Raw genomic sequence first — 905 nt, forward strand, 5'->3', positions numbered from 1 at the left:
TGTAAATGCTAATCTAAAAGTGGTCCAATAATCGATTAATAATAATCGAAAAACGGTCCACTTGTTTTAATTTAAATCCCCATATGTGATAATTCTCATATGGAGGTGATAGGAGTGATAAATTTAATGGATAAGCATACAATCATAAGACTCAAACTTGAAGGCGATTCAAATAGAGAAGTAGCTCAGAAGCTTGGAATTAACCGTAAAACTGTAGCAAAATATTGGAATGATTACAAAAAACTACAAAAAAATCTTGATGAAGGAAAAGTAGAGGCTCGCATCGTACAAGAAAAAATAGCACAAGAACCTAAATATGATAGTTCAAATAGAAAAAAAGTAAAATACACTAAAGAATTGGATGAATATTTAGATAAAATCTTAGAAGGCGAAAAAGAAAAAGACTTAAAATTAAAAAATCATAAGCAATCTTTAAGTGTCGTTCAAATTCATAAACTAATACTTGATAAAGGATTTGAGATAAGTTATCCATCAATAGTTTCGTATGTAAGAGAAAAGAGAAAGAAAATTAAAGAAACTGCTGTGAGACAACAGTACGACTTTGGTGACAGGTTAGAATATGACTTTGGAGAGGTAAAACTTTACATAGCAGGAAAATTAAAAGCCTTAAGTCTAGCAGTTCTATCATCACCTGCTTCAAACTTTAGATGGGCATATCTTTACACAAATCAACAGGCTGAAGTGTTTTTCGATTCCCAAGTTAGGTTTTTTGAAATGATTGGTGGTATGTACAAAGAAGTAGTTTATGACAATATGAAAAATGTTGTTACAAGATTTATTGGTAGAAATGAAAAGAAGCTAAACAAAAATCTTTTAGCTTTCGCTAATTACTATGGATTTAATATCAATGTAACAAACTGCTTCAAGGGTAATGAAAAAGGTCA

General features: G+C 30.3%; 1 pseudogene. It reads left to right on the forward strand.

Annotated elements, in window-relative coordinates:
* Positions 1–126: 126 nt before the first annotated feature.
* Positions 127–905 (forward strand): annotated as a pseudogene (locus HMPREF2811_RS00420) (helix-turn-helix domain-containing protein); the annotation flags it as partial.

It is taken from the genome of Globicatella sp. HMSC072A10, assembly GCF_001811625.1.
In the GTDB taxonomy this organism is placed as follows: Bacteria; Bacillota; Bacilli; order Lactobacillales; family Aerococcaceae; genus Globicatella; species Globicatella sanguinis.